Consider the following 22,579-nt stretch of genomic DNA (forward strand, 5'->3'; position numbering starts at 1 on the left):
GCGTAGCGGCATTCCCATGAAACGCGAGACTGAAAAAAGGAATGCAAGTCGCCAATGCTCAGACAGCACCATTCACGAAACGTGGTAAACAACCCGTTAATCGGCGTGAGATTTTTTTAACTTTTGAGGATTTTCAACCGGTTTCCGTGTCAAAATCGACCTGCGCGTGCCACGCCCGCAACGTTAGGCGGTGTGCGCATGTTAGGCTGGTATCAGAACGATTCCGTCCACGGTCGTACCTCGATTTCCTGCGACCAGGCGCTCCTGTGCTGCAGCAGAACGTCGATGTAGGTTTGCGCGATGGCATCGGGGTCGAGCATCGCATCCGGCTTGGCCGGATCCTCCCGGCGCATCTCCGATCGGATTCCACCGTCGATGATGAAATGGGCGACGTGAATGCCCTTCGGCCCGAGTTCACGGGCAGCGCTCTGGGCAAGACCGCGAAGCGCGAATTTGCCCATGGCAAACGCGGCCGACTGGGCATATCCCTTCACGCTAGCCGTCGCCCCGGTAAACAGGATCGCACCGCGTCCCTGCGGCAGCATCCGTCTTGCCGCCTGCTGGCTGACAAGAAAGCCGCCATAGGCGCTAACGGCAATTGCCTGCTCGACCGCTGCCGGATCGAGTTCGGCCAAGGGGCCACGTAGCCGGCCGCTGGCGTTGTAGACCACGACATCCGGATCGCCGATCGCTGCCGCGACTTCGTCAAAGAGCGCCGCGACGGACGCCGGCTGGGCAGCATCCGCCGCAAACATCCTCGCCCCGGTCTCGTCAGCGAGCTTGCTCAGCTTGTCAACGTTGCGCGCCGCCAGCGCGACCTTGACGCCGCGCCGCGTCAATTGACGTGCAAGCGAGGCGCTGAGACCCGGGCCTGCACCGACGATCAAAGCGGAACGGTAGGGAAACTCGGTCATCGCTATCCTCCGGTCGTTTTGTCCGAAACCTGGGCGCAAGATCAAGCTCTCGCGGATATCACACCCGGCGCGCCTTGATCGTGTTCATCACGAAGCTGGTCTCGATAGTATCGACGCATTTCAGCCGGGCAATCTTTTCCTTGATGAAGCGCTCGTAATCCTCGAGACCCGAACTCATCACCTTCAGCACATAGTCCCGTGATCCGGTGACAAGATGGCACTCGAGCACCTCTTCCCATCCGCGAACCGCACTCTCGAACATCTGGATTTCATCCTCGTGCTGGCGGCTGAGCCGAACCGAAGCCAGCGCCGTCATCGTCCAGCCGTCGACCGCCGGATCGACGAGGGTCGTATAGCCCTGAATGATTTCCGCGTCCTCCAGCCGGCGCAGACGGCGAAGACAAGCGGATGCAGAGAGTCCGACTCGCTCGGCAAGTTCGTTGTTTGGAAGACGGGCGTCATTCATCAACTCCTTGAGGATCTTCCGATCCATCTCGTCAGCAATTTTCTGCGTCACAATGCTTCATTCTCCGCACTAAGTTGCTTCAGAGAGCATAACCGCGCGGCAAATAGCAAGAACAGCCGTCGCATTCTGATATAATTTGCGAGCATCACGGCATCGCGCGAGGAGACGACAATGACCGCACCGCACCCTTCCAAGACCCACATCGGCAACCACGCCCTGCATCCCGAAACGCAGATGCTGAACTATGGCTACGATCCGGAATTGTCGGAAGGGGCAGTCAAGCCGCCGGTATTCCTGACCTCGACCTTCGTCTTCAAGTCTGCCGAGGATGGCCGCGACTTCTTCGATTATGTCTCCGGCCGCAAGGAGCCACCAGCCGGCAAGGGCGCCGGGCTGGTCTATTCGCGCTTCAATCACCCTAACAGCGAGATCGTCGAGGACCGGCTTGCGGTCTACGAACGGACCGAAAGCTGCGCCCTCTTTTCGTCAGGCATGTCGGCAATCGCGACGACACTGCTGGCCTTCGTCCGGCCGGGTGATGCCGTCCTGCATTCACAACCTCTCTATGGTGGAACGGAGACGCTGCTGGCAAAGACCTTCCTCAATCTCGGCGTTGCTGCCGTGGGCTTCGCCGACGGCGTCAGCGAAGCGTCGGTGCAATCGGCTGCGGAACAAGCCATGGCCAAGGGCCGGGTCTCGATGATCCTCGTCGAGACGCCAGCCAATCCGACCAACAGCCTCGTCGATGTCGCAATGATCCGCCGCGTCGCCGACGCGATCGGCAGGAAGCAGGGGCATACGCCTGTTATTGCCTGCGACAACACGCTGCTTGGTCCGGTCTTCCAGCGACCGATTGAGCACGGGGCGGACATTTCGCTCTATTCGTTGACCAAATATGTCGGCGGCCATTCGGATCTGATCGCCGGCGCAGCGCTCGGCTCGAAGGCAGTCATGAAGCAGGTCAAGGCGCTACGTGGCGCCATCGGTACCCAGCTCGACCCGCACTCCTGCTGGATGCTCGGTCGTTCGCTGGAAACGCTGCAGATCCGCATGGAGCGCGCTGACAACAATGCCCGCGTCGTTGCCGATTTCCTGCGCGAGCATCCGAAGGTCGAGAAGATTCACTACCTGCCCTATCACGATGCCAACTCACCGCTTGGAAAGACCTTTGCGGCGCAGTGCACCGGTGCCGGATCCACGTTCTCCTTCGACATCAAGGGCGGTCAGCCGGCATCCTTCAAATTCCTGAACGCCCTGCAGATCTTCAAGCTTGCGGTCAGCCTGGGCGGCACGGAATCGCTCGCCAGCCATCCGGCAACGATGACGCATTCCGGCGTGCCGGCCGACGTGCGCCAACGGATCGGCGTTTTGGAATCGACAATCCGCCTGTCGATCGGCATCGAGCATCCGGATGATCTCGTCGCCGATCTGCAACAGGCTCTGGACGCCGCGTGATTTGGGCGGCGGCTTAGGCGGCCGCCGTTTCCCTCACATCGTCGAGCAGGAAATGCACGACGACATATTTCGTCGTGTGGTGGCGGCCGCTGTCGGACACATTGTCGAGGCTGCCGCCATCTGCGGGATGCCAGCGATGATAGTGCGGGCTGGTGGTGATCAGGGTGATCGCCTTGCCGGCCATCTTGCCGTCGAGACGGTAACGCATTTCGGCCAGCGGCCAGATGCGCTCATAGTCCTCCATGGATATGCGGACCTTCAGGGCTTTGCGGCTCACCGCTTCGCTGCGTGAGCCGTCTTCGTGCTCAACAGCCGGCAGTTCCAGCGTGACTTCCTCGGCTCCATCGAGAATGGAATTGAACTCCTCCGGCCACATCCGTCTCATAAAATCGCTCCTCCAAAGCTCTTTCATCAGTCTGCCTGCGAAATCTAGCGTGTCTTCTCCCGGAAGCAAACAGTTCCGACAAAGGTTAGACGAAAGCCTCACGCACAGGCATGGCAATCATTATCATTTCTGTGTCGCGCAATGGGCTTTGTCCGATTCAACACGCCGCCCCGACGCATCGATGGAACACATGGACAGGCCAGGTCTGCCGGTCGCGACCGTTCGTGATCGCGTTCTCAGTGCCAGCGCACGGCCACATATGTGCCCGTCGACTTACCATCACGGCCGTAGGTGATCTCCGCACCGAGTGTCGTCGTCATGGCGTTGATCAGGCGTGTGCCGAGGCCGGTTCCCTTTGGCCCGCTCGCCCGATCGAAACCGACGCCATCGTCCTCGACGGACAGCACATTTCCACCGTCTTCGGTTCTTCGCAGGACAACGCGCACTTCGCCCTCGGCCTCGGGATAGGCGTACTTCATCGCGTTGGTTACCAGCTCTGTCAGGATGACGCCGAGTGCAACGGCCCTGTCGGCGGTCGTTGATATGCGGCAAAGGTCGGATTGGACCGCTATGCCCCGCGAAAAACTGCTTGTGCCGTGCAACTCTGCCAGCAGCGGCCGCAGATAGACGTCGAGCTGCACTTCGCCGACGTCACTTGACGTGTAGAGACTGCGGTGGACGCCGGCGATCGCCGTAATCCGGTTCTGCGTCTCGTCAAGCGCAGTCTTCGTTTCATCGCTGCGAGCGATCTGCATCTGCATGCGGATCATCGCGGAAACGAGTGAAAGGCTGTTGGCGATACGGTGGTTCATTTCGGCGAGCAGCAGTTCCGCGCGTTCCTTGGCGACGACGAGCTGTCGATCCGCCTCTTCCTTCTCGCTGCGCAGGCGCGCATTTTCCAACGCCTGCTCGAGCGCGCTGATAAGAAGCGGGAAGAAGTCGTCCGTCGCGGTCTTGACGACGTAGTCCGCAGCGCCGCCCTTCAGCGCCTTGATCGCCACGTCGGCGTCGCTCGACCCTGTCACATAAAGAACCGGCGTTCGCCGATGGGTTTCGGCGATTGCCTCGAGGAAATGCAGGCCCGTCTGGTTCTCGAAATAGTGATCGAGAACGACCGCCTCGAATTCCTCGGCTTCGAACAGTTCGAGCCCGGTGGTGATCGACGGGGCATGAATGACTTCGAAATCACTGCGCGCAAGGACCCGTGTGGCAAGACGGGCTAGAGCCGGATCATCGTCGATGTAAAGAATGCGCACAGATATTGGCTACTCGTTAGGGGATCTGGATGACGGAGAAGAACAGGCCGAGATTGCGGATCGCGGTGGCGAAACCGTCATAGTCGACCGGCTTGGTGATGTAGACGTTGGCGCCGAGATCGTAACACTTCTGGATTTCCCGCTCGTCGTCCGTCGTCGTCAACACGACGACGGGAAGGCGGCGGGTGTATTCGTTGCTCTTGATCTGCTCGAGAATGTCGAGGCCCGACATGTCGGGCAGGTTGAGATCGAGCAACACAAGCAGATAACGATCCTTGCTGACCACGCCATCGCGGCTCGGCCCGAGGATGTAGTCGAGCGCGCTCTTGCCGAGGGTGAAGGGCACGATCTCGTTGTGCACGCCGGCGCGGCGCACGTTCTTTTCGATGAGACGGGCGTGGCCCTCGTCATCCTCGATCATGACGATCGTTACTTCCTGACCCGTGGCTTTCATGATTCCATGCTCCGGACGATTTTCGTGAGGTCGGACGGCAGCGTCAGAATGAAGGTGCTGCCCTGGCCGAGTTCGGCTTCGACCGTAATGTCTCCGCCCAAATTTCGTATTAACGAGCGCACATGCGCAAGGCCAATGCCTTCGCCGCGCTGATCCTGCTCCCCTGCCCGACGAAACAGCTCGAACACCCGTTCGAGGTCCTGAGGCCCGATGCCGCGTCCATTGTCCTTGAAGTCGATCCGCACGCGGCCCGGACCATCCGGACGGGCGTCGATCTCAAGCGCCAGCGGCCGACCTTGCATCTGGTACTTCACAGCATTGTCGAAAAGATTGCCGAAAATCTGTTCAAGCGAAAAACGATCGGTGATGACCGCGCCCGCGCGGACGCGGATGTCCACCGCTCCGTCGGATTCGGACAGCTGGTGTTGAACGTTTGCGGCCGCCGTTTCCAGCAGGGATTTGAGGTCAATACGCTCCGGCTGAAGCTTCCTGCGGCCGTCACGAGAGATCTTTAGGATCGCGTTGATCAGCGAGTCCATCTTGCGCGTCGACGAGCGGATGAAACCGAGAGCTTCAGGCAGGTCCTCCTCGACCGCCTGCCGCGCTTCGCGAATTTCTTCCGCAGTCGGCGACTTGTCGTCTGCAAGAATGTAAGCCGTGACCGACTTCATCGCCGTGTCGAGCTCGCTGAGGAAGCCCATGATGTTGACGAGCGGCGCGCGCAGGTCGTGGGTGACGATGTAAGCGAAGCGCTGGATTTCCTGGTTGGCGCGGATGACCTCCTCCGTGCGCTCGCGCACGCGTGTCTCCAGCCCAACGTTGAGAAGTTCGACCTCGTCGGTTGCCGCCTGCAGATCGCGCACATGCTGCACGATGATCATGATCGCGCCGCCAAGTACGACCAGGATCGCGATCGCACCGCCGATCGTCACCCATTGCAGATTGCCGGCGGCCGAGAGCTGCGCCTGCACGAGGACGCGCAGACGGTCGTCGGTCTGCTCGAGGAAATCGCCGAGGATCGTGCGCACCTTATCCATGTATTCGCGGCCGGCGTCATCGCGAACGATGGCCACGGCCTCGGGGAGCTTGCCTTCCTTGGCAAGCGCAACCGTGGTCGAAAGCTCCTGCAGCTTGCCGTCTATGGCCGTGCTCAGGGCATCGAGTTGCGGGGCGTAGTTTGGCAGCGGCGAGACGTTGTCGACCAGAGCCTTGCGGCGTTCAGGCAACGCCTGCAGCGCCTTGTCGTATGGCTCGAGATAGCTGAGGTCGCTCGACAGCAGAAAGCCTCGCTGGCCGGTTTCCGCGTCCTGCACCGTTGTCAGAAGGCCAACGATCGAACTCCGCACGCGACGAAGCGAGGCCGTCTCCTCGGAGTAATTGTTGTTGGCACGCACCAGCCAGATCGACGAGCCAACAATGCCAAGCAGGATCAGCACCCCGACGGCGAGCATGATCAAACTGGAACGGTAGAAGGCAGCGGTGGAAGTCATCAGGCATCCGCATTATCGGTGGGCGCCTTCTTGTATACACAGCCACCCGCGAAAGATAGCACCCTTATAGTATGCCGCTCCAACAGTTCTCCCGCAGCAACTGGCGAGCCGTTGCGGGAGGAAGTCGCGAGCCGGGCGACTAGCGGTACGCTGCCTCGAGCTTTGCAATATCGAGCTTGACCATTCCCAGCATAACCTCGGTGACGCGCTTGGCGCGTTCGCGGTCGGGATCTGCGACCATCTCCGACAGAACACGCGGAACGATCTGCCAGCACAAGCCCCAGCGATCCCTTAGCCAGCCGCACTGTTCTTCGACGCCGCCGTTCTCCAGGAAGGCGCGCCAAATCCTGTCGATCTCCTGTTGTGTCTCGCACTGTACCGAGATCGAGAAGGCGTGATTGAATGCATCCAGCGGGCCGGCCTGCATCGCCACGAAATCCTGATGCCCGAGCTTGAACTCGATGATGACCACGCTGCCCGGAGGGCCACTCGGCGTTTCGGCCGGCAGGATGGTCGTGCGCCCCATGGACGAATTCGGAATGGTCGCCACATAGAATTCGACGACCTCCCGGACGTCCTTCTCAAACCAGAGGTTCGAACTGACCTTGAGCATGGATTGTCCTCCTCGTTGCTGCTCCGATGATGGGTTCGACAGCCCTAGGACGTTCCTGGCCCGCCCTTCCCGACAGCGCACACACAATCGTCATCAGAAATTCGAGTCCGCGCAAAATTTGACGTTTACGCAAACGTCAATATTTTGTAAGAGACTCTCGAATGCCGGTGTCATCCGGCGTGCCGAATTGGAGGAATTCGAACGATGCCAGTCTACAAGGCCCCGGTTAACGACACGCTCTTCGTGCTGAACGACGTGCTCGGCCTGGAACGCTACAACAATCTCCCGGGGTTTGCCGACGCCACGCCTGACATGATCGAGGCGATCCTCGGCGAGGCTGCGAAAGTTGCGGAGGAAGCGCTATTTCCGCTCAACTATTCCGGTGATCAGCAAGGTTGCGTGCGCCACGAAGACGGATCGGTCTCCGTTCCCGATGGTTTCAAGGGCGGCTACGACGCCTATTGCCAGGGCGGGTGGATCGGGCTTGCCGTTCCCGAGGAGTTCGGCGGACAGGGCCTCCCCTACGCACTGCATGCGGCTGTCGGCGAATATACCTCTGCTGCCAACATGTCGCTGATGATGTATCCCGGGCTGACCCAAGGCGCGATCGCGGCGATCCTCGTCCATGGCTCGGACGAGCAGAAAAAGACCTATCTGCCGAAGATGGTTTCCGGCCAATGGTCGGGCACCATGAACCTCACCGAGCCGCATTGCGGCACCGATCTCGGCCTGTTGCGCACCAAGGCGGTGCCGCAGGCAGACGGCAGCTACAAGATATCAGGCCAGAAGATCTTCATCTCCGCCGGCGAGCACGACATGACGGACAATATCGTCCATCTGGTGCTGGCGCGCATCGAGGGCGCCCCCGAGGGCACCAAGGGCATTTCGCTGTTCATCGTGCCGAAGCATCTGGTCACGGCTGACGGCACTGTTGGCAAGCGCAACCAGGTCTCCTGCGGCGCGATCGAACACAAGATGGGCATCCATGGCAACGCCACCTGCGTCATGAACTACGACGAGGCCACCGGCTTCCTGATCGGTGCCGAGAACAAGGGCCTCAGCGCCATGTTCGTGATGATGAACGAGGCGCGCCTCAGCGTCGGCCTGCAGGGGCTGGCAATCTCGGAAATCGCCTACCAGAACGCCGTCAGCTACGCCCGCGAGCGCATTCAGGGCCGCTCACTGTCAGGCCCGAAGGCGCCGGAGAAGAAGGCCGACCCGATCATCGTGCATCCGGATATCCGCCGCTCGCTGATGACGATCCGCGCCTTCAACGAGGCCGGCCGCGCTTTCCTGCTCTGGACGGCGCTGAAGTCTGACATCGCCCACCGCTCGGCGGACGAGAAGGAACGCCAGACCGCCGACGACATTCTCGGCCTCGTGACCCCGATCCTCAAGGGCGTGCTGACCGACAAGGGCTTCGACCACGCCGTCATGGCCCAACAGGTCTTCGGCGGGCACGGCTACATAGAAGAGCACGGCATGAGCCAGTATGTGCGCGATGCGCGCATCGCCATGATCTACGAAGGCGCCAACGGTATTCAGGCGCTCGATCTCGTCGGCCGCAAGCTCGGCCAGAACGGCGGCCGCGCCGTCATGGCGCTGTTCAAGGAAATCGGCGATTTCTGCGAGGAGAACCGCAACGACGAACAGATGACCTTCTTCACCAAGAACCTGAAGAAGGGGTTGAACGACGTGCAGGCGGCGACCATGTGGTTCATGCAGCATGCGATGGCCAAGCCCGACAATGCCGGCGCCGGCTCGACCGACTACATGCACCTCTTCGGCCTCGTCGTGCTCGGCTACATGTGGGCAAAGATGGCGAAGGCTGCCGAGGACGGCCTTGCTACGGGAGACGCGGATCGCGAGGCATTCCTTCGCAACAAGCTTATCACCGCGCGCTTCTTCATGGAGCGGATCATGCCGGAGACGGCGCTGCGCAAGGCCCGGATCGAAACCGGTGCGGAAACGATGATGACCTTGGCCGCCGAGGCCTTTTGAGTTCAACGGCGCTCGCGCCGATAGGGAGATAGAGGAATGACCGAGGTTTTCATTTACGACCACGTGCGCACGCCACGCGGCCGCGGCAAGAAGGACGGCTCGTTGCACGAGGTGCCATCCGTGCGCCTTGCCGCCAAGACGCTGGAGGCGATCCGCGACCGCAACGGGCTTGATACGGCGACCGTCGACGACATCGTCATGGGCTGCGTCGATCCTGTCATGGAAGCCGGCGCGGTGATCCCGCGCGGGGCGGCCTTCGAGGCAGGCTATTCCACCAAGGCACCCGGCATGCAGATCTCCCGCTTCTGCGCCTCCGGTCTCGACGCGGTGAATTTCGGCGCGGCGAAAATTGCTCAGGGCGCCGACGACATCGTCATCGCCGGTGGCGTCGAGTCGATGTCGCGCGTCGGTCTCGGCATGTCCGGCGGCGCATGGTTCATGGATCCCTCCGTGAACTTCCCGGCCTATTTCATGCCGCAGGGCGTCTCCGCGGACCTGATCGCCACCAAGTACGGCTTCTCGCGCGACGACGTCGACGCCTATGCGGTCGAAAGCCAGAAGCGCGCGGCGAATGCCTGGGAGAAGGGTTACTTCAAGAACTCGGTCATCCCAGTCAAGGACCAGAACGGCCTTGTTATCCTTGCCCATGACGAGCACATGCGTCCGGGCACCGACATGCAGGCGCTGGCAGCGCTCAATCCCTCCTTCCAGATGCCGGGCGAGATGGGCGGCTTCGAGGCCGTCGCAATCCAGGCGCATCCGGAGGTCGAGCGCCTCAACTACGTCCACCACGCCGGCAACTCCTCGGGCATCGTCGATGGCGCGGCTGCCGTGCTGCTCGGCTCGAAGGCCGGCGGCGAGAGCATGGGCATCAAGCCCCGCGGCCGCATCAAGGCCTTCGCCAATATCGGCTCCGACCCGGCACTGATGCTGACCGGCCCGGTCGACGTCACCGAAAAGCTTCTGAAGCGCACGGGCATGACGCTTGCCGACATCGATCTCTTCGAGCTGAACGAAGCCTTCGCCGCCGTCGTGCTGCGCTTCATGCAGGCCTTCGAGGTCCCGCATGACCAGATCAACGTCAACGGCGGCGCGATCGCCATGGGCCACCCGCTCGGCGCCACCGGCGCGATGATCCTCGGCACGGTGCTGGACGAACTGGAGCGCCGCGATCTCAACACCGCGCTTGTCACGCTCTGCATCGGCGCCGGCATGGGCACGGCGACCATCATCGAACGCGTCTGAGGGAGAGAGACGATGACCTACAAGAACTTCACCGTCGAAACCGACGCGGACGGCATCGCCCTTGTCACCTGGGATATGCCAGGCAAATCCATGAACGTCTTCACCGAAGAGGTGATGGATGAGCTCGACGGCATTGTCGATGCTGTCGTAGCCGATAGCGCCGTCAAGGGCACTGTCATCACCTCAGGCAAGTCGAGCTTCTCCGGCGGCGCGGACCTGTCGATGATCAAGTCGATGTTCTCGCTCTACCAGCATGAGAAGGCAACCAATCCCGATGGCGCGGCGCAGAAACTGTTCGATCTCGTCGGCCGCATGACCGGCCTGTTCCGCAAGATCGAAACTTCGGGCAAGCCCTGGGTTTCGGCGATCAACGGCACCTGCATGGGCGGCGCCTTCGAAATGTCGCTCGCCTGCCATGGACGCGTCGCCTCGAATGCCAAGTCGGTGAAGATCGCGCTGCCCGAGGTCAAGGTCGGCATCTTCCCTGGTGCCGGCGGCACGCAGCGCATCTCAAGGCTGGCGGACGCCCAGTCGGCTCTGCAGATGATGACGACTGGACAGTCGCTGACGGCGGCGCGCGCCAAGGCGATGAACCTCCTGCATCAGGTGGTCGAGCCGGACCAGCTGATCCCGGCGGCCAAGCAGATGATCAAGGACGGCCTCAAGCCAGTCGCACCTTGGGACGAGAAGGGCTTCAAGGCACCCGGCGGCGGCATCTGGACGCCTGCGGCAGCGCAGCTCTGGCCGGCAGCCCCCGCGATCCTGCGCCGCGAAACGGCAGGCAACTACCCGGCCGCCCTTGCCATCCTCAAATGCGTCTATGAAGGCCTGCAGGTGCCGTTCGACACCGGCCTCAAGATCGAGCAGCGCTATTTCACCGAGATCCTGCAGACCAGCGAAGCCTTCTCGATGATCCGTTCGCTCTTCATCTCCATGCAGGAGCTCGGCAAAGGGGCCCGCCGCCCCGCCGGGATCCCGAAAACGGAGCTGAAGAAAGTGGGTGTCGTCGGCGCCGGTTTCATGGGAGCCTCGATCGCCTATGTGACCGCCGCCGCCGGCATCCCCGTCACCCTCATCGACCGCGACATCGAAGCGGCGACCAAGGGCAAGAGCGTCGGCGAAGGCCTGGTGAAGGACTCCATCAGTAAGGGACGCCTTACGCAAGACGAGGGTGCGGCGCTGCTTTCGCGCATCGTCCCGTCGGCCGACTATTCTGATCTCAAGGATGCCGATCTGGTCATTGAAGCGGTGTTCGAAGACCGTGAGGTCAAGAAGGCCGTGATCGAGGCGGTTGAAGCCGTGTTGCCTGAAGGCGCCATCTTCGCCTCCAACACCTCGACCCTGCCGATCACGGGCCTTGCCAGGAACTCCAAGCGGCCCGCCGATTTCGTCGGCGTGCACTTCTTCTCGCCGGTCGAGAAGATGATGCTGACCGAAGTCATTCTCGGCAAGGAGACCGGCGAAAAGGCGCTCGCCGTGGCACTCGACTACGTCGCCGCAATCAAGAAGACGCCGATTGTCGTCAACGACACCCGCGGCTTCTTCGTCAATCGCTGCGTCTTCCGCTATATCCACGAAGCCTACGACATGCTGATCGAGGGCGTCCCGCCCGCGATGATCGAGAATGCCGCCAAGATGGCCGGCATGCCCGTCGGTCCGCTGTCGCTGAACGACGAAGTGGCCATCGATCTCAGCCAGAAGATCCTGAAGGCCACCGTCGCCGATCTCGGCGAGACCGCCGTCAATCCCAGGCATATGGCGCTGATCAACAAGATGGTCGACGAACTCGACCGCCGCGGCCGCAAGAACGGCAAGGGCTTCTACGACTATCCGGCGAAACCCGCGAAGAAGTCGCTCTGGCCGGAGCTGAAGACCTTCTACCCGCAGAAGAAGGCCGACGACATCGACGTCGAAGTGCTGAAGCAGCGTTTCCTCGTCACCATCGCGCTGGAAGCGGCGCGCACCATCGAGGAAGGCATCGTCACCGATCCGCGCGAGGCCGATGTCGGCTCCATCCTCGGCTTCGGCTTCGCGCCCTACACCGGCGGCGTGCTCAGCTACATCGACGGCATGGGCGTGAAGAGCTTCGTGGACCTCTGCGAGAAGCTTGCCGCAACCTACGGTGCACACTTCAAGCCGACGGCGCTGCTGAAGGACATGGCTGCCAAGGGCGAGACCTTCTACGGCCGGTTTGATCCCTATGCAAAGGAGAAGGCGGCGGCATAAGCCGCCACCGGACAATCTCAAGCAAAAGCCAGCCGTCGCCTTCGGCTGGCCTTCCATCTCGGATAACGGCTATTTCGTGACCGTCAGGCCGGCCTGCATGCCCGCCTCGTAGTGCCCTTTGATATTGCACAGCAACAGATAGGCACCCGGGGCAAGTTTTGCTTTCAACTGCCCGTCCGCTCCCGGCTTGAGGTCCGAGACTTCGCCGATGCTTTTGAGCTGCTTTTCGTCGACCCGATGCCGTGAAGCAACCACCGGGATCTTCTGGTCGGCGGATTTCAGCTTGACCAGCACCATCTCGTGATCCTCGGTCATCGCGTCGTTGTGAACGGCGAAGACCGTTTCGCCCGCCTTGATCGTGGTCTGGTCGAGCGTCAGGGTCATCGGCCCGCCACCCTCGCCGCCTTCTGTGACTTTCACCGTCGTTGCCGCCCATGACGGCGAAGCAATTGCGACTACGGCGGATGCTGCGAGAGCATACCATGCGTACCTGTTCATCAAATCAGCCTTTCCGTTGCAGCCCGCGCTTCGTTTAGGCAGCACGTCTGACGTTAACCTGAAAGGCTGGTCCACCAGCCTGCGACGCAAAGTCGATACTGGTTCAAGCGGCGTAAAGCGCATTATTTGCCGGCGATAGAGGCCGCGATCTTTTCCGCTTCTAGTCCGATCTCCCGGAGTAGACCGGTCGGCACGGCGGTGAAGCCGCAAAAGTAGAGACCGTCATTCGCCGGCTGCAGCGCGCCGCGGGCGGGACCGTCAGCGCCGGCAAATCGCTCAGCGAAATCGGGTAGAAGCGCTTCAAGCCCTGATCGGTAGCCGGTCGCCAGAACGATCGCATCGAACATGTCGGATCGGCCGTCGACGAAATTGACGCGCCGCGCCTCGCTGTTCGAGATAGCCGGGAACACCTTGATATCTCCTGACCGGATCCGCTCGATCGTTCCGATATTGATCAGAGGAGTACGGCCCCTTTCGATGATGCCGGTCAGCGGGCCGCCCTTTGCCCGCTCCAGTCCGAATTTCCCAAGGTCGCCGAACCGCAGGCTGAGGATCGGCGCATTCATCGCATCGACCAGGCGATAGGGAAGGAAGCGTTGCGCGATGGCGATGCTGGCGCTCGTCACACCGAACAGTTCGAGCGGCACGACGCTGACCGGACCGCGCACCGCCATCGCGACATCAAGACCGGCCTCGGCGCATTCCAGCGCGATCTCGCCGGCCGAGTTGCCGAAGCCGACGACGAGGACGCGCTTGGCGGCAAGCGCGGCGGCATTGGTAAACTCGGAGGAATGAAGAAGTTTGCCCGCAAACAGCTCCCGCCCTTCCCATACCGGCCGTATCGGCGTGTTCGCGAGGCCGGTCGCGACGATGACGTTCGTCGCCTTCAAGGTCCCGTCGGAGCTCTCCACGGTCCACGTGTCGTCCTTGCGGATCGTCGTCGCGCGCACACCAAATCTCACCTCGATGTCGTTCGACGAGCTATAGGTTTCGAGATACTCGATCACCTGAAGCCGCGATGGATATCTTGGAAAATGCCGCGGCATCGGCATTTCCGGCAGGGCAGAGTGCCTCTTGTGGGTATGCAGGTGAAGGCGGTCATAGTGGCGATGCCAGGCGGCGGCCAGCGTATCGCCTTTCTCAAGCACGACAAACGAGCGCCCACGCGCCTGCAGCGCCACAGCGCAGGCTAATCCTGCCGGTCCCGCGCCGATGATGATCGTCTCTGCATCCGTCAATAGAGATCTCCGGCGGCCGGAAGCCGGGACAAGCATAGAGGAGATTTCGCTGACGAGCGAGCGTGTTTCGGGATATCGCTATCGCAGAACGGGCTTCAAAGCATCGAGCAGAGCATTCGGGGACACGGGAGAACCGTTCGCCTCCCAGGCGCTTTGAAACTCCGCGATCTCGATCCCTATGAAATCATGCTCTGCAATTAGCTCGCAGCAGACCCTCAGATCATCCAGCGATAGGCCGCCTTCGTGCTTATAGTCCGTCGGTACAATGCCCGGCTCCAAGACATCGCAGTCGAGATGCACATAGACGGATCGACCACTTATTGCGTTCCGAAGCTCAGTTGCCAGATTAGCGCCCGGCTTGATGAGCGGAATGTTGTGCGTCGCTATAAGATCAAGTTCAAATGGATCGAGGTCGCGCTGCCCCACCAGAACGACCTGATCCAGGCTCAAGCCTGCACCAAGGCCTGAATCCCAAAGCCCGACAGGCCCTGCCAACGCCAATCCACCGAGATATCCAGTCGGGCTCGCTTCAGGTGGATTGAGATCGCCATGCGCATCGAACCACACGATGCAGGCGGAGGGAAAATGCTTTGCGACCGCCGGCAGCGTCGCCAGAGAAACGGCGCACCGGCTGGTTGCGGCAATCGAGATTGCTCCTCTGCCAAATACATCGTCGAAGCGAGATTGAATTTCCTTCAGCGATGGAAGAGCTGCATCCAGTTCTTCATGCCAGCCGGCATTCAATGCGGGTGCCGGGGTGCCAATCACCGTAGGCGAGATACCAGTGCGGCTTTCCAACTCCTCGCCAATGGCCTTCGCGCCGGAAATGGCCAGATCGTTATGATCGCCTGCACGCCCTTGGAAAACTGTGTACTCTGCCCGCTTCGCCAAGACTGCAACCTCCGACTACGCGCCGCAACCCTAAAGGCAATTTGCAGATCGAGGAAGCCTGCTTGTGGCGCATCCAAACGTTGCACCTACTCGGTCATCCGGTCCGGCGGCGAACAAAAATTCGCTCCGATTTTCCCCACCCTTCGGCTCCATGCCTACAATCGTCCCGCTCCCGTCGCCGGGGTGTTTCGCGAGACGTTCGCGGGCAGGCGGGAGCCGGCGCCCTGCGCCAGGCTGTAACGTGCAGCCGAACGCGGGGAGGTGAAAGCCGGGCATCGGGGTCAAACCCGCTGCCGTCACAAGTCTCCCCCGGATGTTCCAACATCCGGTTTGGTTCAGCCATGCAAGTCAGGGCGAAAATGCCCGGACGCAGCGAGACGAGGCGATCATCTGAAGGGAGCGGAAGTCCCGAAGAACGCCGAAGGCCACGCAAATGCGGAGCCACCATAAAACCAACCAGTGAGGTTCCGCATTTGCGTGGGCTCTCCGGATCGATGGTCGAAACATGGCGGCGGAGCCGCCGTGGGGAAACGCATGGAAAGTAGCCTGTTCCTGAAGAGACTTCTCGCCTTACCAGTCATGGATGTGCTCGCCGTCGTCGAAGCGATGAACTTCGATGATGGTGGACTGGTCCATGATGAGGAGAAGGCGCGGCCCGGCGGCTGCGTCATCACCCGGCTGGCTGCCGGCGAATGCGGTTTCTGGAAGGATTGCGCCATCCCCGGCTGCCGCCGCGCCCGGGCATGCAAGGGCAGGCTGACCGCCGCACAGATGCAGCACGGTTCCGGCTATCACCCCTATTTCCCGCCTTGCACGCGCGCTAACGAGGACCGGCGGCAGGCTATCTTTCGGATGATGGGCAGGATGCCAGAGACGACTGCCGACGACACGGCGGAATTCCGCGATCTGGAGCGTCGCTTGGCAGAGGCGGCACGGCTGCAACCGGAACTCCGATCGCGGCTCAGCGCCTTTCCCGGCCGCTACGGCCTGCCGGCAGCGCCGAAATGCCAGAAATAGCGGCGCCTGGTGTTCAAAAGGCAGCTGCGCGGCAACCCTGTGCGAAGGTCGCCACGATAGCGGTTTGTGTCGAGCCCGGAGGCCGACGGGTGCCCCGGCGCCGTCAGCCCCGCAGGCCGGGTGCCTCGTAGCCGGTGCGCTCGACATATTCGGTGTAGCCGCCGCCGTACTGATGGATGCCGTCAGGCGTCAATTCCAGCACGCGGTTGGAAAGCGCAGCAAGGAAATGCCGGTCGTGCGAGACGAACAGCATGGTGCCCTCGTATTGCGACAGCGCCTTGATCAGCATTTCCTTGGTGTCGAGGTCGAGGTGGTTGGTCGGCTCGTCGAGGACGAGCAGGTTCGGCGGATCGAACAGCATCTTGGCCATGACCAGCCGCGCCTTTTCGCCGCCGGACAACACCCGGCACTTCTTCTCGACATCGTCGCCGGAGAAGCCGAAGCAGCCGGCAAGTGCACGCAGCGGCGCCTGCCCCGCCTGCGGGAAGGAATCCTCCAGCCATTCCAGCACCGTCCGCTCGCCGTCGAGCAGATCCATCGCGTGCTGCGCGAAATAGCCCATCTTGACGCTGGCGCCGAGAGCGACGCTGCCCTCATCGGGTTCGGCGGAGCCAGCCACCAGCTTCAGCAGGGTCGACTTGCCGGCGCCGTTGATGCCCATGATGCACCAGCGCTCCTTGCGGCGCACCATGAAGTCCAGACCTTCATAGATGGTCCGGCTGCCGTATTTCTTATGAACATTCTTGAGGTTGATGACGTCTTCGCCGGAGCGCGGCGCCGGCAGGAAGTCGAAAGCAACGGTCTGGCGGCGCTTCGGCGGCTCGACCCGGTCGATCTTCTCGAGCTTCTTCACACGGCTCTGCACCTGCGAAGCGTGCGAGGCGCGCGCCTTGAACCGCTCGATGAACTTGATCTCCTTGGCAAGCATCGCCTGCTGGCGCTCGAACTGCGCCTGCTGCTGCTTCTCGTTCTGCGCCCGCTGCTGTTCGTAGAAGCCGTAATCGCCAGAGTAGCTGTTCAGCGAGCCGGCGTCGATCTCGATGATCTTGCCGACGATGCGGTTCATGAACTCGCGGTCGTGCGAGGTCATCAGCAACGCGCCGTCGTAGGTCTTCAGGAAATCTTCCAGCCAGATCAGGCTCTCGAGATCCAGGTGGTTGCTCGGTTCGTCGAGCAGCATGACATCAGGGCGCATCAACAGAATGCGCGCGAGCGCGACGCGCATCTTCCAGCCGCCCGACAGTCCGCCGACATCGCCGTCCATCATTTCCTGCGTGAAGCTCAGACCTGCCAAAACTTCACGCGCACGGCCCTCGAGCGCATAACCGTCCAGTTCCTCGTAGCGCGCCTGGACTTCGCCGTAGCGCTCGATGATCCGGTCCATCTCGTCGAGCTTGTCGGGGTCAATCATTTCCGCTTCGAGCTCACGCAGCTCGGCTGCGACGACGCTGACGGGGCCGGCGCCTTCCATGACCTCGGCCACGGCGCTGCGGCCCTCCATCTCGCCGACATCCTGATTGAAATAGCCGATCGTCACACCCTTTTCGGCGGCGACCTGGCCTTCGTCGGGCTGCTCCTGTCCGGTGATCATGCGAAAGAGCGTCGTCTTGCCGGCGCCGTTCGGACCGACGAGGCCGATCTTCTCGCCTTTGTTGAGGGCTGCGGATGCCTCTATGAAGAGGATGCGGTGGCTGTTCTGCTTGCTGATATTCTCAATACGAATCATGTCTGCGTGGAGTCCGAAAGCGTTGCTGCGCCCCTCGATCATGCCGGCCGGGGCTTTTTGCGGCTCTCGCTAGCACGTTCGCCGCGTCATGGCCAATCCCCGACCATGCAAAGAAGCTTAAATGAGGAAAATGAAGGCTGTTTGTCGGTTTCGGCGGAACTGCAACGGCCAGCAGAACTTTTCCACAATACGCCAGCGCCACTTGATCAGCTGATCAACGATCATCTATGCGTTAACGACGCGCCGGCGGTGCGTTTCGAAAAGTCGGGGATTGTCATACATGGAAATTTTCACTTCTGCCGGCTTGGCCGCGCTGTTGCAGGTCGTTCTCATCGACCTGGTGCTTGCCGGGGACAACGCCGTGGTGATCGGTCTTGCCGCCGCCGGGCTGCCGGCCGACCAACGCAAGAAGGCGATCCTCGTCGGTATTCTTGCCGCCACCGTGCTGCGCATCGCGCTTGCCAGCGTCACCGTTCAGCTCCTCGAGATCATCGGCCTGCTGCTCGCGGGTGGCATCCTGCTGCTCTGGGTCTGCTGGAAGATGTGGCGCGATCTGCGCAACGGCAGCGGCGGGGAAGCCGAGGGCCCTGAAGGGGCGGCGGCGCCGCGGAAGACCTTCTTCCAGGCCGCCAGCCAGATCGTCATCGCCGACGTGTCCATGTCACTCGACAACGTGCTTGCCGTCGCAGGTGCCGCCCGCGAACATCCGACGGTCCTCGTCATCGGCCTGATCCTGTCGATCGCCATGATGGGTATCGCTGCGAACTTCATCGCGCGCCTGCTCAACCGTTACCACTGGATCGCCTATCTCGGCCTTGCCATCATCATCTACGTGGCGCTGAACATGATCTATCGCGGCGCGCTGGAGGTCTGGCCGCACCTCGCTCCGGTTGCCGCTGCCGCCTTGGGCTGATCCCGCAAAGCTTCGAGCGGCCCCTCAGGGGCCGTTCACCAACTGAAGGACGAGGCGGCGGATATTGCCGCCCCCGCTCATCTCGGCCTTGTCGAAATCGCGGCCCTGCTGTCGCTGCCGCGCCGAGAGTTCGCCCAGACGCTTCGTCAGTTCGATCCGAATCTTGCGGCAGTCCGGGTCATTGTCGGCCGAAAAGCCGAGGCTCATCGCTTCGATCTCGCGGACCATCTGCTCGATGTAGTCGCCGTGCACCCGCTCATGCGTTTCGATGCCGGCGATGAACGTCGCCCAGCTTGCCGCCGTGGCAGCGGGAAGCTTTCCGGCTGGCTTCGGCAGCGTGTAGGTGATGATCAGCTTCGGCCGCGCCACGGCAATCACGCAGGCGTTGCCGCGACGCTCGTATTTTCTTGTCCAGGTCAGCTTGAAGGTTGTGTGCGCCACCGCGCGGCTGCCGCCAAGGTCCGGGCCGTTTTCGCCGATGGAATCGTACAGCGCCGCGCCGGAACTGCCCGTCACCGCATAAGTCCGCACCTCTTCGATCGGTTGCCATTCCGCCCTCGCCGCAAACGGCTGCACGATGCAGGCCACCAGCAACCAACGAACCAATCCTGCCTTCACGCGAATCCCCCGGACAATGACGCTGGGACCCTAGTCGCCGGGCGTCTTGCATTCAACAGGCGATCCCTAATGCGGCGATCGGATGCTTTGTCGAGATCTCCTCCTAAAGGCTTGTCATAAAACCCAAAAAAAGCCTGATTATTCGAGAGCATCACGCTATCGAGCGGATTGCATGTCGCTTATCGAAATCCTCTGGCAACGATTTCACCGTATGATGCGCCATTCGAACGGGATGTAAGACGCCTGCCTGTGGGGGCAGTTCATAGATTGGGGTCTGCTGTGACAATCTATCTGCCTATCGCAGAATTGTCGGTGAACATCTTCATCATTCTCGGCATGGGAGCAGCCGTCGGCTTTCTGTCCGGAATGTTTGGTGTCGGCGGTGGCTTCCTGATCACACCGCTGCTGATCTTCTACAACATCCCCCCGGTCGTCGCCGTCGCCACTGGCGCCAACCAGGTCGTCGCCTCGTCGATCTCGGGTGCGATCACGCATTTTCGTCGCGGATCGCTCGACCTGAAGCTTGGAACCGTGCTGCTGATCGGCGGTCTGACCGGCGCCACGGTCGGCATCTGGATCTTCTCGCTGCTGCGACAGATCGGCCAGCTGGATCTCATCATCTCGCTGCTCTACGTTATCTTCCTCGGCACCGTCGGCGGCCTGATGCTGCTCGAGAGCGTCAATGCCATGCGCCGCGCGGCGAAGAACGTGCCACCAACGCCGCGACGCCCCGGTCATCACCATTGGGTGCACAAGCTACCGCTCAAGATGCGGTTCAAGAAGTCGAAGATCTTCCTCAGCGTTATCCCGGTAATCGCGCTCGGCTTCGGCATCGGCGTGCTGACGTCGGTCATGGGCGTCGGCGGCGGCTTCATCATGGTGCCGGCGATGATCTATCTGCTGCGCATCCCGACCAACGTGGTTGTCGGCACATCGCTGTTCCAGATCATTTTCGTGACCGCCTATACGACGGTCGTGCAGGCGGCGACCAACTTCTCGGTCGATATCGTGCTCGCTTTCATCCTGATGATTGCCGGCGTCATCGGCGCGCAATACGGCGTCCGCGTCGGACAGAAGCTGCGCGGCGAACAGCTTCGCGCGCTGCTTGGGCTTCTCGTCCTCGCCGTCGGCCTTCGCCTTGCCGTCGCGCTGGTTGTCACCCCGGCGGATGTCTACTCCGTGGTCATGGGGGGGAACTGATGCGCCGCGTTCTCACCGCCCTGCTGCTTTGCGTCATCATGCTGCCGGCTGTCGCGGAGGCGCAAATGCTCCTCCCAGGGCAGGCAACGCAAACGACGGCCGAGGGCCTTGAGATTGGCACGTCGACCAGTGAAATCGCCATCACCTCGGATTTTCGCGGCGCGGACCTCACGATCTTCGGCGCTGTGACCAACACCGACAGTCTGCTGTTGGCAATCGGCCAGTATGATGTGGTCGTCGTTCTCGAGGGGCCGCGGGAGAACGCCACGGTACGCCGCAAAGAGCGCGTCTTCGGCATCTGGGTCAACACCCGCTCGATGACCTTCGAGGCGGTGCCGCATTCCTATTCGATGTCGAGCTCCCGCATGCTCGACGACATCACCACGCCGCTTGACCTGACGGATATGGGGATCGGGATCGACCACATTCCGCTGACACCGGTCGGCTTCGTCGGCAATGCCAGCAATCTTGGCGAGTTCCGGCAGGCCTTTCGCCGGCTGCAGGAGAATGGCGGTCTCTACGATCGCGACCCGAGCGGCGTGCGCTTCGTCAGTTCCAGCCTTTTCAAGGCGAGCCTGCGGCTGCCGGCAAATATTCCGAATGGCGTGCACACCGTCCGCGCCTATCTCTTCAAGAGCGGCAACTTCGTCACCGAGAAGTCGGTTCCGCTGCGCGTCATCAAGACCGGGATCGAGCAGATGATCACGGACGCTGCGCACGCGCAGCCGATTGCCTACGGCCTGCTCTCCGTCTTTCTGGCGCTGATTACCGGCTGGGGCGCCAGCGTGGTGTTCCGCAAGGACTGATCAGGCGGATTTCGTCTTGCGCTCAACCACATCGAGATAGGCTTCCGTCAGTCGCCCGAGCACCGACGGCGTTCCGGCAGGCAGCGTCTTGCCGAGGTGCTTGGCGCGCAACTCGTCCATGAAGTCCTCCCAGAGCTCCGCGCCCCCGGTCTCCAAAAGCTCGGCACGAATGGAGAGCTCCTCGGACACCGGAAGGTGTCTTCTGCCCCAGGCGCCCATATGGGCGAAGATCGGTACCAACTGGATCGCCATCTCCGTCAGGCTGTAGATGGCCTTCTGCTTGTGGCTTGGATCGTCCTGACGGGTGAGCAATCCTCGGTCGACCAGGCGACGCAGGCGGTCGGCCAGAATGTTCGAGGCAATCCGCTCCTGCGAATTCTGCAGCAATTCGCGAAAATGGCGCCGATTGCCGAACATGATGTCGCGGATGACGATCAGGCTCCAGCGATCGCCGAGCACTTCCAATGTCAGGTTGATCGGGCAACCGGAGCGGTGAGCATCGTCCATCAGTACCTCCAAAAACTGCTTGCATTTTGCCATCAGTCAATCTAGCTTTCAACCAGTTGCAAATTGCAATCAGTTTCAAAGGAGGACGAAATGAGAAAGCTTGTCGTTTGGAATCTGATGACGCTTGACGGTTATTTCGAAGGCACGAAGCCGTGGGATATCGAGTTCCACAATCTGGTTTGGGGTCCCGAGCTCAAGCGTTATGCCGAGCAATTCGGCGAGGAAGGCGATCTGCTGGTCTTCGGCCGGAAGACATACGAAGGCATGGCGGCTTATTGGCCGGCAGCGGAGGGAGAAGAGAAGATCAAGGCCTATATGAACGGCATCGCCAAGATCGCCGTGTCGCGGTCGATGACGACGGCCGACTGGAATAATACACGCGTCGTGAGTGAACCTGTCTCGGAACTCAAGAAGCTGAAGGCCGAGGCCGGCAAGACGATCTTCATATTCGGCAGCGCGGAACTCGTGGATTCGCTCTTTCAGCAAGGACTGGTGGACGAAGTCCGCATCTGCCTGGTGCCGGTCATTCTCGGCGGCGGCAACCCGCTCTTCAAACCGGCCAGCCAGCAGATCCCGATGAAACTGCTCGACAGTGCGACAACAAAGAGCGGCGCGGTCATCCTGCGCTACGAGCCGGTCAAGGCATGACGCCGGTGGCTG

At 61.5% G+C, this 22,579-nt stretch carries 22 protein-coding genes; 9 read left to right on the forward strand and 13 right to left on the reverse strand.

From position 1 onward, the window contains the following. Positions 1-212: 212 nt before the first annotated feature. Positions 213-914 carry an SDR family NAD(P)-dependent oxidoreductase gene (locus tag FHT77_RS04335; RefSeq protein ID WP_183752798.1) on the reverse strand — a complete coding sequence of 234 codons (702 nt, stop codon included), beginning with the start codon at positions 912-914 and terminating at the stop codon, positions 213-215. Between the two features lie 58 nt (positions 915-972). Continuing rightward, a complete protein-coding gene (locus FHT77_RS04340) occupies positions 973-1,431 on the reverse strand; it encodes an Lrp/AsnC family transcriptional regulator (protein ID WP_183752800.1) in 459 nt (152 codons plus the stop codon). 120 nt (positions 1,432-1,551) lie between these two features. Between FHT77_RS04340 and FHT77_RS04345 the strand changes: the two genes are divergently transcribed. Further along, on the forward strand, positions 1,552-2,835 hold the full coding sequence (locus FHT77_RS04345; RefSeq protein ID WP_183752802.1) for a cystathionine gamma-synthase family protein: 1,284 nt from the start codon (positions 1,552-1,554) through the stop codon (positions 2,833-2,835). 13 nt (positions 2,836-2,848) lie between these two features. On the opposite strand, the gene FHT77_RS04350 is transcribed toward FHT77_RS04345, so the two are convergent. The 5 genes from FHT77_RS04350 to FHT77_RS04370 all read right to left on the reverse strand — a co-directional run bounded on the left by FHT77_RS04350 (position 2,849) and on the right by FHT77_RS04370 (position 7,033). After that, positions 2,849-3,220, reverse strand: a complete 372-nt coding sequence (locus FHT77_RS04350; protein WP_183752804.1) for a hypothetical protein — start codon at positions 3,218-3,220, stop codon at positions 2,849-2,851. 236 nt (positions 3,221-3,456) lie between these two features. Further along, on the reverse strand, positions 3,457-4,476 hold the full coding sequence (locus FHT77_RS32030; RefSeq protein ID WP_183752806.1) for a histidine kinase dimerization/phosphoacceptor domain -containing protein: 1,020 nt from the start codon (positions 4,474-4,476) through the stop codon (positions 3,457-3,459). A gap of 16 nt (positions 4,477-4,492) precedes the next feature. Next, a complete protein-coding gene (locus tag FHT77_RS04360) occupies positions 4,493-4,930 on the reverse strand; it encodes a response regulator (RefSeq protein WP_183752807.1) in 438 nt (145 codons plus the stop codon). Continuing rightward, entirely contained in the window at positions 4,927-6,420 is a 1,494-nt protein-coding gene (locus tag FHT77_RS04365) for a sensor histidine kinase (protein ID WP_183752809.1), read from the reverse strand. Before FHT77_RS04365 ends, FHT77_RS04360 begins: the two co-directional genes overlap by 4 nt. 139 nt (positions 6,421-6,559) lie before the next feature. Further along, positions 6,560-7,033: a VOC family protein gene (locus FHT77_RS04370; RefSeq protein WP_183752811.1), complete on the reverse strand. Its 474-nt coding sequence runs from the start codon at positions 7,031-7,033 to the stop codon at positions 6,560-6,562. Positions 7,034-7,237: 204 nt separating this feature from the next. Here FHT77_RS04370 and FHT77_RS04375 point away from each other — a divergent pair, with 204 nt between their 5' ends. From FHT77_RS04375 to FHT77_RS04385, 3 genes are read left to right on the forward strand one after another with little or no spacing between them, the layout of a single operon-like run. After that, on the forward strand, positions 7,238-9,034 hold the full coding sequence (locus FHT77_RS04375) for an acyl-CoA dehydrogenase C-terminal domain-containing protein (RefSeq protein WP_183752813.1): 1,797 nt from the start codon (positions 7,238-7,240) through the stop codon (positions 9,032-9,034). Positions 9,035-9,070: 36 nt separating this feature from the next. After that, positions 9,071-10,279 (forward strand): acetyl-CoA C-acetyltransferase, encoded by a 1,209-nt coding sequence (locus FHT77_RS04380; protein ID WP_153269413.1) that lies wholly within the window; start codon positions 9,071-9,073, stop codon positions 10,277-10,279. A gap of 12 nt (positions 10,280-10,291) precedes the next feature. Further along, positions 10,292-12,505 (forward strand): 3-hydroxyacyl-CoA dehydrogenase NAD-binding domain-containing protein, encoded by a 2,214-nt coding sequence (locus tag FHT77_RS04385; protein WP_183752815.1) that lies wholly within the window; start codon positions 10,292-10,294, stop codon positions 12,503-12,505. A gap of 69 nt (positions 12,506-12,574) precedes the next feature. On the opposite strand, the gene FHT77_RS04390 is transcribed toward FHT77_RS04385, so the two are convergent. The 3 genes from FHT77_RS04390 to FHT77_RS04400 all read right to left on the reverse strand — a co-directional run bounded on the left by FHT77_RS04390 (position 12,575) and on the right by FHT77_RS04400 (position 15,132). Continuing rightward, positions 12,575-13,003 carry a plastocyanin/azurin family copper-binding protein gene (locus FHT77_RS04390; protein ID WP_183752817.1) on the reverse strand — a complete coding sequence of 143 codons (429 nt, stop codon included), beginning with the start codon at positions 13,001-13,003 and terminating at the stop codon, positions 12,575-12,577. 122 nt (positions 13,004-13,125) lie between these two features. Next, complete coding sequence (locus FHT77_RS04395) at positions 13,126-14,241, reverse strand: flavin-containing monooxygenase (protein WP_183752819.1); 1,116 nt, start codon at positions 14,239-14,241, stop codon at positions 13,126-13,128. 78 nt (positions 14,242-14,319) lie between these two features. Further along, positions 14,320-15,132, reverse strand: coding sequence for an arginase family protein (locus FHT77_RS04400; protein ID WP_183752821.1), 813 nt, complete (start codon positions 15,130-15,132; stop codon positions 14,320-14,322). Between the two features lie 534 nt (positions 15,133-15,666). Here FHT77_RS04400 and FHT77_RS04405 point away from each other — a divergent pair. Continuing rightward, entirely contained in the window at positions 15,667-16,149 is a 483-nt protein-coding gene (locus FHT77_RS04405) for a hypothetical protein (protein WP_183752823.1), read from the forward strand. 103 nt (positions 16,150-16,252) lie between these two features. Here FHT77_RS04405 and FHT77_RS04410 read toward each other — a convergent pair whose 3' ends face one another. Continuing rightward, complete coding sequence (locus FHT77_RS04410; protein WP_183752825.1) at positions 16,253-17,875, reverse strand: ABC-F family ATP-binding cassette domain-containing protein; 1,623 nt, start codon at positions 17,873-17,875, stop codon at positions 16,253-16,255. A gap of 280 nt (positions 17,876-18,155) precedes the next feature. Here FHT77_RS04410 and FHT77_RS04415 point away from each other — a divergent pair, with 280 nt between their 5' ends. Next, on the forward strand, positions 18,156-18,788 hold the full coding sequence (locus FHT77_RS04415; protein ID WP_183752827.1) for a TerC family protein: 633 nt from the start codon (positions 18,156-18,158) through the stop codon (positions 18,786-18,788). A 24-nt stretch (positions 18,789-18,812) separates the two neighbouring features. On the opposite strand, the gene FHT77_RS04420 is transcribed toward FHT77_RS04415, so the two are convergent. Further along, positions 18,813-19,406, reverse strand: coding sequence for a DUF922 domain-containing Zn-dependent protease (locus tag FHT77_RS04420; RefSeq protein ID WP_183752829.1), 594 nt, complete (start codon positions 19,404-19,406; stop codon positions 18,813-18,815). Between the two features lie 279 nt (positions 19,407-19,685). On the opposite strand from FHT77_RS04420, the gene FHT77_RS04425 reads away from it, so the two are divergent. Beyond that, on the forward strand, positions 19,686-20,606 hold the full coding sequence (locus tag FHT77_RS04425) for a sulfite exporter TauE/SafE family protein (RefSeq protein WP_016552660.1): 921 nt from the start codon (positions 19,686-19,688) through the stop codon (positions 20,604-20,606). Continuing rightward, on the forward strand, positions 20,606-21,412 hold the full coding sequence (locus tag FHT77_RS04430; RefSeq protein WP_183752830.1) for a TIGR02186 family protein: 807 nt from the start codon (positions 20,606-20,608) through the stop codon (positions 21,410-21,412). Before FHT77_RS04425 ends, FHT77_RS04430 begins: the two co-directional genes overlap by 1 nt. Here FHT77_RS04430 and FHT77_RS04435 read toward each other — a convergent pair whose 3' ends face one another. Then, positions 21,413-21,919, reverse strand: a complete 507-nt coding sequence (locus FHT77_RS04435; RefSeq protein WP_183752832.1) for a winged helix-turn-helix transcriptional regulator — start codon at positions 21,917-21,919, stop codon at positions 21,413-21,415. Positions 21,920-22,009: 90 nt separating this feature from the next. Here FHT77_RS04435 and FHT77_RS04440 point away from each other — a divergent pair, with 90 nt between their 5' ends. Next, complete coding sequence (locus tag FHT77_RS04440; protein ID WP_183752834.1) at positions 22,010-22,567, forward strand: dihydrofolate reductase family protein; 558 nt, start codon at positions 22,010-22,012, stop codon at positions 22,565-22,567. Positions 22,568-22,579 lie beyond the last annotated feature (12 nt).

Origin of the sequence: Rhizobium sp. BK181 (genome assembly GCF_014193305.1) — a bacterium.
GTDB lineage: Bacteria > Pseudomonadota > Alphaproteobacteria > Rhizobiales > Rhizobiaceae > Rhizobium.

What these genes read in the sequence shown, in the direction of transcription:
- FHT77_RS04390 (WP_183752817.1), bottom strand. Translation starts at nt 13,003, where the DNA reads ATGAACAGGTACGCATGGTATGCTCTCGCAGCATCCGCCGTAGTCGCA.
- FHT77_RS04335 (WP_183752798.1), bottom strand. Translation starts at nt 914, where the DNA reads ATGACCGAGTTTCCCTACCGTTCCGCTTTGATCGTCGGTGCAGGCCCG.
- FHT77_RS04435 (WP_183752832.1), bottom strand. Translation starts at nt 21,919, where the DNA reads ATGGACGATGCTCACCGCTCCGGTTGCCCGATCAACCTGACATTGGAA.
- FHT77_RS04365 (WP_183752809.1), bottom strand. Translation starts at nt 6,420, where the DNA reads ATGACTTCCACCGCTGCCTTCTACCGTTCCAGTTTGATCATGCTCGCC.
- FHT77_RS04430 (WP_183752830.1), top strand. Translation starts at nt 20,606, where the DNA reads ATGCGCCGCGTTCTCACCGCCCTGCTGCTTTGCGTCATCATGCTGCCG.
- FHT77_RS04415 (WP_183752827.1), top strand. Translation starts at nt 18,156, where the DNA reads ATGGAAATTTTCACTTCTGCCGGCTTGGCCGCGCTGTTGCAGGTCGTT.
- FHT77_RS04385 (WP_183752815.1), top strand. Translation starts at nt 10,292, where the DNA reads ATGACCTACAAGAACTTCACCGTCGAAACCGACGCGGACGGCATCGCC.
- FHT77_RS04345 (WP_183752802.1), top strand. Translation starts at nt 1,552, where the DNA reads ATGACCGCACCGCACCCTTCCAAGACCCACATCGGCAACCACGCCCTG.
- FHT77_RS04350 (WP_183752804.1), bottom strand. Translation starts at nt 3,220, where the DNA reads ATGAGACGGATGTGGCCGGAGGAGTTCAATTCCATTCTCGATGGAGCC.
- FHT77_RS04405 (WP_183752823.1), top strand. Translation starts at nt 15,667, where the DNA reads ATGGAAAGTAGCCTGTTCCTGAAGAGACTTCTCGCCTTACCAGTCATG.
- FHT77_RS04360 (WP_183752807.1), bottom strand. Translation starts at nt 4,930, where the DNA reads ATGAAAGCCACGGGTCAGGAAGTAACGATCGTCATGATCGAGGATGAC.
- FHT77_RS04440 (WP_183752834.1), top strand. Translation starts at nt 22,010, where the DNA reads ATGAGAAAGCTTGTCGTTTGGAATCTGATGACGCTTGACGGTTATTTC.
- FHT77_RS04410 (WP_183752825.1), bottom strand. Translation starts at nt 17,875, where the DNA reads ATGATTCGTATTGAGAATATCAGCAAGCAGAACAGCCACCGCATCCTC.
- FHT77_RS04380 (WP_153269413.1), top strand. Translation starts at nt 9,071, where the DNA reads ATGACCGAGGTTTTCATTTACGACCACGTGCGCACGCCACGCGGCCGC.
- FHT77_RS04375 (WP_183752813.1), top strand. Translation starts at nt 7,238, where the DNA reads ATGCCAGTCTACAAGGCCCCGGTTAACGACACGCTCTTCGTGCTGAAC.
- FHT77_RS04370 (WP_183752811.1), bottom strand. Translation starts at nt 7,033, where the DNA reads ATGCTCAAGGTCAGTTCGAACCTCTGGTTTGAGAAGGACGTCCGGGAG.